The 8,382-nt window shown below is 72.3% G+C and carries 8 protein-coding genes and 1 pseudogene; 7 read left to right on the plus strand and 2 right to left on the minus strand.

Going from position 1 to position 8,382, the window contains the following annotated elements; translation table 11 throughout:
• The 7 genes from NQ160_RS13970 to NQ160_RS14000 all read left to right on the plus strand — a co-directional run.
• The coding region (locus NQ160_RS13970) for a nicotinamide mononucleotide transporter family protein (protein WP_257515819.1) at positions 1-256 on the plus strand (256 nt) is incomplete at its 5' end.
• Positions 253-1,320, plus strand: coding sequence for an AAA family ATPase (locus NQ160_RS13975; RefSeq protein WP_257515820.1), 1,068 nt, complete (start codon positions 253-255; stop codon positions 1,318-1,320). The genes NQ160_RS13970 and NQ160_RS13975, both read left to right, overlap by 4 nt.
• Positions 1,321-1,389: 69 nt before the next feature.
• Positions 1,390-2,901 (plus strand): AAA family ATPase, encoded by a 1,512-nt coding sequence (locus NQ160_RS13980; RefSeq protein WP_257515821.1) that lies wholly within the window; start codon positions 1,390-1,392, stop codon positions 2,899-2,901.
• The gene (locus NQ160_RS13985) at positions 2,898-3,569 is read left to right on the plus strand and encodes a potassium transporter Kef (RefSeq protein WP_257515822.1); all 672 of its coding nucleotides are present in this window, start codon (positions 2,898-2,900) and stop codon (positions 3,567-3,569) included. Before NQ160_RS13980 ends, NQ160_RS13985 begins: the two co-directional genes overlap by 4 nt.
• The gene (locus NQ160_RS13990; protein ID WP_257515823.1) at positions 3,566-5,440 is read left to right on the plus strand and encodes a VWA domain-containing protein; all 1,875 of its coding nucleotides are present in this window, start codon (positions 3,566-3,568) and stop codon (positions 5,438-5,440) included. Before NQ160_RS13985 ends, NQ160_RS13990 begins: the two co-directional genes overlap by 4 nt.
• Positions 5,433-6,041, plus strand: a complete 609-nt coding sequence (locus NQ160_RS13995) for a phosphohydrolase (protein ID WP_257515824.1) — start codon at positions 5,433-5,435, stop codon at positions 6,039-6,041. Before NQ160_RS13990 ends, NQ160_RS13995 begins: the two co-directional genes overlap by 8 nt.
• Positions 6,042-6,050: 9 nt before the next feature.
• Positions 6,051-7,412, plus strand: a complete 1,362-nt coding sequence (locus tag NQ160_RS14000) for a CoF synthetase (protein WP_257515825.1) — start codon at positions 6,051-6,053, stop codon at positions 7,410-7,412.
• 12 nt (positions 7,413-7,424) lie between these two features.
• Here the strand turns inward: NQ160_RS14000 and NQ160_RS14005 are convergent, their stop codons facing one another.
• Positions 7,425-7,760 carry a YciI family protein gene (locus NQ160_RS14005; RefSeq protein WP_257515826.1) on the minus strand — a complete coding sequence of 112 codons (336 nt, stop codon included), beginning with the start codon at positions 7,758-7,760 and terminating at the stop codon, positions 7,425-7,427.
• A gap of 137 nt (positions 7,761-7,897) precedes the next feature.
• A pseudogene (locus NQ160_RS14010) lies at positions 7,898-8,382 on the minus strand (isocitrate lyase); the annotation flags it as partial.

Raw genomic sequence — 8,382 nt, forward strand, 5'->3', positions numbered from 1 at the left:
GGACGCCGCCACCACCTCGGCGAGCCTCGTGGCGCAGTACATGCTCAACCGCAAGTGGATCGAGAGCTGGTACGTGTGGATCGGCGTCGACATCGCCTTCGTCGCGCTGTCGATCGCGACCGGCCTGTGGATCGTCGCCGCGCTGTATGCCCTCTTCATCGTGCTGTGCGTGTTCAGCCTGCGCGCGTGGCGACGCGTGCAGCGGGCGGCCGACGCCACGGCACCGGCGGATGCCGCAGTGGCGGCGCGCGCGTGAGTGCGCCCTACCGCCACGCACTGGTGATCGGCAAGTTCTACCCGCTGCACGCCGGCCATGGGCACCTCATCCGCACGGCGGAGCGTTCCAGCGCGCGTGTCACCGTAGAGGTGATCGGATCGTCCGTGGAGTCGATCCCGGTCGAGGTGAGGGCGCAGTGGGTCGCTGAGGAGCACCCCCGGGTGCGGGTGGTCTCGAAGCTGGACGACACCCCCATCGACTTCGAGTCCTCCACCGCGTGGGATGCGCACACCGCCATCATCGCGGGGCTGCTCGACGCGCCGGTGGATGCCGTCTTCACCTCCGACGAGTACGGGGAGGAGCTCGCCCGACGGCTCGGGGCCGCGTGGGTGCAGGTCGACCCGCAGCGCCGGCTCAACCCCGTGTCGGGCACCGCAGTGCGCGGCGACCCGGCGGGGCAGTGGGGCGAGCTCGCGCCGGCCGTGCGGGCGTCGCTCGCCGCGCGGGTGGTGGTGCTCGGCGCGGAATCGACCGGCTCGACCACCCTCGCCGAGGCGCTCGCCGCAGAGCTGGGCACGCTCTGGGTTCCCGAGTACGGACGCGAGCACTCCCTGACGCGGGACGGGGGGCTCATCGCCCCGTGGCGCACCGATGAGTTCGACCTCATCGCCGACCGCCAGATGGCGCTGGAGCGCGACGCCCTGCGCCGCGTCCCGGCGCCCGTGCTGGTGTGCGACACCGACGTCCTCGCCACGGCGCTCTGGCACGAGCGGTACGTCGGGGTCGACGCGCCGCGGCTGCGGGAGCGCGCAGCCGCCCACGCGCCCGACCTCTATCTCCTGACAGGGGACGAGATCCCCTTCGTGCAGGACGGCATGCGCGACGGCGAGCACATCCGTCATGCGATGCAGGACCGCTTCCGAGAGACGCTCGCCGGGCAGGACACCCCCTGGGCGGAGGTGCGGGGCACCGTCGCCGAGCGCGTCGCGGCATCCGTCCCCCTCATCCGCGACGTCGTCGCCCGCCGGCTGGCATTCGCGCGCCCGCTGGGGGATCGGCCGCACGAGGAGCAGCGCGCGCTGGCGCGGCAGACCGGCCGGTAGGCTGGCGCGATGTCCGACCGCTGGCACAGAGTCTCGGCTTCGCCCACCTCTCCCGCGCACGCTGCGGGCGTGGCGCAGCTCACTGCGGACGATCTGTTCCGCGCGCCCGACGAGGAACGCCACGCCGCGCTCGATGAGAAGCTGCGCCAGACGTACTACTGGATCGTCAACAGGGCCGTCATCTCGCCGTACTACGACATCGAGTTCTCTTCTGGCGCGCCGCTGACCTACGCGCTGGGCGACGCCGGCGCCGTCTTGACCCTCCCCACCGATGCGTCGTTCTCGTCGAACGTCCTGCTGCCGCTGCTGACCTTCGCGGTCGGGGGGAAGTGCCTCATGATCGGGGGGCCGGGCCGGGGCAAGACCACAGTGGCGGTGCTCATGGGCGTGCTGGCGGGAGCATCCGCAGACGACGTCCGCCGCGGCGTGCAGCAGGGGCAGCCGCAACTCACCATCAGCGACCTCGTCGGCATCCCGCTGCCGCGCGACCTCATCAACGCGTCGAGCCTGGCGGAGATCGGGATCGCCTGGCGCGAGTGGCTGACGCGCCCGGTGAAGATCATCGACGAGTACAACCGCATCCCCACCAAGACGCAGTCCGCCCTGCTGACGATGGTCGCGGAGGGCTATGTCGAGAGCCACGACCAGATGCACCGGACCAACCCCCACCGGGGCGTGGAGAGCTGGTTCTTCACGGCGAACGACGACGCGGGGGGCGGCACGTTCCCGGTCATCCAGGCGCTGCGCGACCGCATGGACGTGACCGTGCAGTCGGCGAGCTTCAACAGCCGGTTCCTCGACGAGCTGATCACCCGCGTCGAGGCGGGGGAGAAGCCCGAGGAGCACGTGCCGGAGGAGCTGGTGTTCTCGCCCGAGGAGCACGCGCGGATGCGCGCCGCGATCCGTGCCGTGCCGCTGCCCTCCGCGGTGCGCCGGCGGCTGGAGTTCTTCCTCAGCCACTTCGAGTTCGTGCAGCACGGCGGTCGCCGCTTCGAGTACCGCACGAAGGACACCGTCACGACGGCCGGCGGACGGGTCGCGGAGATCATCGACGTCAACACGGGCGCTGACCTCGCCGCCGACCTCGGAGCCCAGACGATCAACGGACTGTCGGTGCGGGCGATGCAGACCCTCATCCTCTACGCCAAGGCCATGGCGTGGTTCCGTGGTGCCGACGCGGTCGGCGTGGAAGACGTCACCGCGATGCTGCCGTTCGTGCTGCGGGGCAAGCTGCTTCCGAACACCACGCACCCGCGGTTCGACATCGGCGCGGAACGCGAACTCGCCACCGATCCGGTGAGCTGGCTCGCCGACCTGTTCGCCGAATCCTGCCGCCAGTTCGACGCGCTCGGCCGTGAAAGCGACGACCCCGTGCGCGACCTGCTGACACAGCTCGACGCCGGCCTGGACGGCGTCTCGGGCGTCGAGGCCTCCCGCCGCCTCACCGAGATCGAGGCGCGCATCCGGTCCATCGCGGCGACGGGCAAGCTGTACGGGCGTGACTTCGACGATCTGACGACGCTCAAGTACCTGCACCAGCGCTACACCGCGTATGTGAAGTGGGTGGTGACCCAATCGTGAATCGGCCCGGCCATCTCGCGAACGCCGAGGCGCCGCTGGGCGGTCCGCCTCAGCTGGCCGGATTCGATGTCGCCCTCGCCGCCGAGAACGTCCGCCGCGCCGGTGGCGACCCCGCGCTCTTCGGCGCCGGCCTGGCGGCTGCGCTGGAGGAGAGGCCCGCCCCCGATCGCGATGAGCTGCTGAGCTACGCGGCCGTTGCGGCATGGCGCGCCGGAGCGCTCGCCTACCGCGATGACGCACTGACCAGGCTCGACGCGCTGGTGGCCGGCGGCGCCGGTCTCGCCGCCGGCCGCACGCTCGGGCTGGACGGCGTGGAATCGGTGGCGGCGTTCGCCGCGGCGCAGCGCACCGACCGCTTCTGGTGGCCGCGGCGACCCGCCGCGCGCGGGTACGTCTGCGCCGTCGGCGGCTTCGCCGGTCTCGGCGGCGCCTGGATCATGCCGCCCGAGCTGGGCGTGCCGCTGTCGGAACCGGGCGCCTTCGCGATCCGCGCAGGCGACGAGTGGTGGCGGCTGGACGCCGACGTGTGGGGTCACCGTCTGGTGAGGATGGACGACACGGACGGCGACCCGATCGCGCAGGCCCCGCCGGCATCCGATTCGGCCGCGTCGATCGTCTGCACGCCCAGCTCGTACCTCGCGTGGGTCCACGTGTGGGATGCCGCGTGAGCTCGGAGGCGGCCCCCACCTCGCCGGCACCGGCGACGATACCGCTGGACGGCGCGACGCGTGATGCCTGGACCCGGGCTCTCGCCCTCTGGGGAGTGCGCATGCACGACGCCGAGCTGCGGCCCGGCGCAGGAGCCGAACGCGGCGCGCCGGCGTGGTTCTCCTTTCCGCCCGTGGTGGTCGTCGACCCCGCCATGGTCGGTGAGATGGGCGGTGCGGCCGAGATGGAGAGCGTGTTCGCCCACGAGATCGGCCACCACGTGCTCGCGCCGAGCACGCGCATCGACGCGCTGAAGATCCGCCACCAGCTGGGACGCGCCCTCGTGGCATCCGGAGCGGACGCCATTCGCAAGGACGACCTGGCGCTGCTGTCCAACCTCTGGACCGATCTGCTCGTGAACGCGCGCGTCGCCATGCTGCAGCGCCGCCGCGACGGAGAGCCCGAGCCCGGGATCATCCGACTGTCCCGCGCGCTGTACCGCGACTCCTATGACACCCCGCACCGGCTGTGGTGGGTGTACCTGCGCACCTACGAGCTGGTGTGGAATCTGCCCGCCGCGACCCTGTGTGCTGCGCAGCCGCCGGCGCCGCCGGGGCCGCGGGCGGTGGATGCCTTCGACGAGGTGCCCCTGGATCAGATCCCGGCGCACCGTCGGATGAGTGAGGAGATGCTGCGCAATGCGCGCCGGGAGGCGGCGCGCATCGCGGCGGAGCTGGACAGCGTCATCACGACGCGCCCCGCGCTCGACGCCGACCTGCTCGCGGGACTCGTGCGCACCTTCGCCGTCGACCCCGTCGGCGGCGCCCTGCGGTTCGGCGTGCTCGCTGCGCCGTATCTCGTGGAGGCGGAGCGCCGCAGTGGTCCCGGCATCGCGGGGGCACCCGGCGGGTGCGCGGCGGATGAGGCAGCGCCCACGCCGGACGAACTCGGCCGGGTGCTGGCCGATCGCCGGCTCTCGGGTGCTCTTCCCGACCGTTCCGGGCGCGAGCCCGCACGCGGGACGGGGCGCAGCACGGTCCGCGCGGGCGACGCCCCGGGTCAGAGCCTGGATCTGGCCCGCACCCTCGAGCTCTACTCCACCGTCGACGCCGAGGCGGTCACGGCCGCGTGGTACCGCCTCGAGGCCACGCCCTGGGTCAGGCCCCTCCGCCAGCGTCGCCCCGCGCGGCCGGTCCCCGAACTGCCCGGTCCGCTCGAAGCGTGGGAGCTGGGCGACGATCTCGCCGACATCGACTGGTCGGCGACGCTGCAGGCCGGCGCGGACATCGTCCCAGGGGTGACGACTCGGCGCCGCTCGTTCCTCGACGATGAGCCGGAGCCGCAGGAGTCGAGCATCGCCCTGGACCTGTACGTCGACTCGTCCGGCTCCATGCCCGACCCTCGGGACGGTTCCCCCGCGGTACTCGCCGGAACGATCCTCGCGCTCTCGGTCCTGCGCGGCGGCGGGCGGGTGCGCGTGACGAGCTTCTCGGGCTCCGGCCAGGTGGCCGGCGACGAAGCATTCTCGCGCGACCCCGCGCGGATCGTGGGCGACCTCGCGTGGTTCTTCGCCGGGGGCACGACCTTTCCGCTCGACCTGCTCGAGCGGAGGTACGCCCCGCTGCCGCCACCGGCGGAGGAGGTGCGCCGGCACCTCGTCGTGCTCTCGGATGACGGCCTCGAGTCGATGTTCGGGGTGCGCAACGAGATCTACGCGCACGTGGCGGCGGCCACGCGCACGAAGCTCACCTCGGGAACGCTCATCCTGATGGACCGCGCCCGACGTATCGAACACGTGGCGGCGGGCGTGGGCTACGACACCTTGTTCCTGAAGACGATGGCCGACGCGCCCGCGGTGTGCGCGCGTCTGGCGGAGGCACTGCATGGCTGACATCGACGATCTGCTCGCGGCGTGGGCGGAGCGCGCGCCGGCGGAGGACGACGCCTGGCGGTCCGCCCGCCCCGGCCCGTCGCTGGCGGCCGTCGCCTCCCGGCTGTCCAGCGTGCCGCGCCCGTTCCTCGACGCACGGATCTCGTTGCCTGCACTCGCCGGCGACATCCTCGGCGAACCGCTGCGGTGCCTCTCCGTCACGCAGAATGCGCGCGTGCAGCTCGGAGCGTCGGTGGCGCTGTGGCTGATCGCGAGCGAGGACGTCGTCGAGCCGTTCACGCCCACCCTCGTCGGCGGCGACCGCGCCATGGCGGTGGATGCCCTCGCGCTGCGACTGGCCCCGATCGTCGATCCGCTCGACTGGATCAGCGACGACGAACGCCGCGAAGAGGCGGCGCGCACGTTCCTGTTGTGGGCCGGTTTCCTTCCGGCGGGCGAGAGCATCGACACCGCGCGGTCGCTGCTGGACGCACGCGACTCGCTGCGCCGCAACGCCGCGCTCGCCGAGGCCTACGCCGAGCACCGTCACCGGTCCGAGATCGCCCGCCGCCTGTCTGAGGCCCGCGCGCGCGAGGCGGCGGCCAGATACACCAGTGAGTGAGCGGTCCAGGTGACCGCTGCGCACCGCGACGAGCGCGATCCGCTGGTCCTCGACGAATACACGCCCGGTGCCGCGGCGGTGCTCACCGATGCGGAGCGGTGGCCGACCATGGACGCCGACGGCGCCGCCCGGCTGGCGCGGTGGCGGCGGCATCCGAGCGCCCCGGCGTGGACGCACGCGACGGGGGATCGCCTGACCGCCGAGATGACCGACCGGGCACGAAGGCCGCTGCCCACCGCGGGGTGGCTCGATGAGCACCTGGCAACGGCGCGGCGGCTCCTCTACTACCGGCGGATGCCGGGGCTGGATGCCTTCGAGGACTTCCCCCCGATCACGCGGCGCCACCTCGTCGACGACCTCGCGTCGTTCGTGCCGCTCGACGCGGACCTCGACCGCATGGTGCACGGCACCAGCTCGGGCTCCACGGGAGCGGCGCTGCTCATTCCCGACGACGTCGAGGAGGTCGCCCGCGGGTTCCACGATCTCGTCGCACTGGTGCGCGATGCCGGTGTCGGCTGGGCGCCCGACGGCGAGCGCCTCGCCCTGGCCCATCTCGTGCACCAGCGGGATGCGTTCACGTACGTCTCGCTCGTGAGCGGCTTCGGCCAGCGGGCGATGGCGCGCATCAACCTGCACGAGCGGGCGTGGACGGATGCCGGTGCCCGGGCGCGGTTCCTCGCCGAGGCCGACCCGCAGGTGCTCACCGGCAACCCGACGAGCCTGGCGGAGCTGCTCGCCGACGACCTGCGCGCCGTCGTGCGTCCGCTCGCGCTGTTCTCCAGCGCGATGGCGCTGTCCGCACCCCTCCGCGCCGAACTCGAGACGACGTTCGCCTGCCCGGTGTTCGACGTGTACAGCCTGCACGAGACGCGACCGATCGCGGTGCGCACCGATGACGGTCCCTTCCGGGTGCTGGATCGGCGGGTCGTGGTCGAGACGCTCGACCACGACGGGCGGCCGGTGCGCGACGGCGACGTCGGCGAGATCGTGGTGACGGCGGGGGAGAACCCGCTGCTTCCCCTCGTGCGCTACCGCACCGGTGACTTCGGGCGGCTGGTGCGCCTCGCCGACGGGGCGCGCGGGATCGCCGACCTGGAGGGGCGCGAGCACACCCGTTTCGCCGCCGCCGACGGTCGCCTGGTGCCGTGCGTCGACCTCACCCAGCAGCTGCAGGCCCACGGCGTGCTGGGCTGGAGCGTCGAGCAGGCGGCCGACGGACGCGTCTCGGCCCGCATCGCCGGTGGCGACGCGGATGCCGTGGCGCGGGCGCTGCACGCCCTCCTCGGCCGGCCGCTCACGCTCGAGCGCGTCGAGCGACCGGCCGACCTCGGCGAGGGAAAGCCGCGCCGCTATCGCAGCGCGCTCGGCTGACCTGCGGCGACGTCAGAGGTCCAGTGGCCAGGCGGGGTGCAGTTGGATGACCCCCGCGGTGGCCATCGGATGCCGCGAGGCGAGCTCGACCGCCTCATCGAGGGTGTCGCACTCCAGCACGTCGAAGCCCCCGATGAGTTCGTAGGCCTCGGCGAACGGGCCGTCGCTGACGATCACCTCGCGCCGACGCCGTCGGATGGTCTTCGCCTCGGACGCGGGCCGCAGCCGGTCGCCCTCGACGGCACGGTCGGTGCCGTAGACCTCGTCGACCCACTGCTCGATCGACACGGGCGGCTCTTCGGGGGTCTCGAGCTCCGGATCGGTGAGCACCAGCATGAGGTATCGCATCGCGTCGCCTTTCGTTGGGAGTGACGTTACGACAACGCGTCGGTTCGGCGGCAGGGGAAATCGACATTTCGAGGAACGGAAACGGCGGATGCCCCGGACCGGGTGGTCCGAGGCATCCGCCGCTGTCGTTCTGGCGCTCAGCTGAACTGGTTCATCGTGTTGTGCGCGCCGCCTGCCTTGAGGGCCGCCGCGCCGGCGAAGTACTCCTTGTGGTTGTCGCCGATGTCGCTCCCGGCCATGTTCTGGTGCTTGACCGTCGCGATGCCCTCGCGGATCTCACGGCGCTGAACTCCGCGGACGTAGGCGAGCATGCCCTCGTCACCGAAGTACCCCTTGGCGAGGTCATCGGTCGACAGCGCGGCCGTGTGGTAGGTCGGCAGCGTGATGAGGTGGTGGAAGATGCCGGCCCGAGCCGACCCGTCGCGCTGGAACGTGCGGATCTTCTCATCGGCCAGCCGGCCGAGCTCCGTGTCGTCGTACGCGACGTTCATGAGATCGCCGCGGTCGTAGGCCGAGACGTCCTCGCCCTGCTCGGCGAGCAGGTCGTAGGCCTGCTGGCGGAAGCTGAGCGTCCAGTTGAAGGACGGGCTGTTGTTGTAGACGAGCTTCGCGTCCGGGATCT

Source organism: Microbacterium sp. zg.Y909 (genome assembly GCF_024626565.1).

Excerpts from the sequence above, each read along its gene's own strand:
- NQ160_RS13995 (WP_257515824.1), top strand. The coding sequence starts at position 5,433 with ATGGCTGACATCGACGATCTGCTCGCGGCGTGGGCGGAGCGCGCGCCG.
- NQ160_RS14005 (WP_257515826.1), bottom strand. The coding sequence starts at position 7,760 with ATGCGATACCTCATGCTGGTGCTCACCGATCCGGAGCTCGAGACCCCC.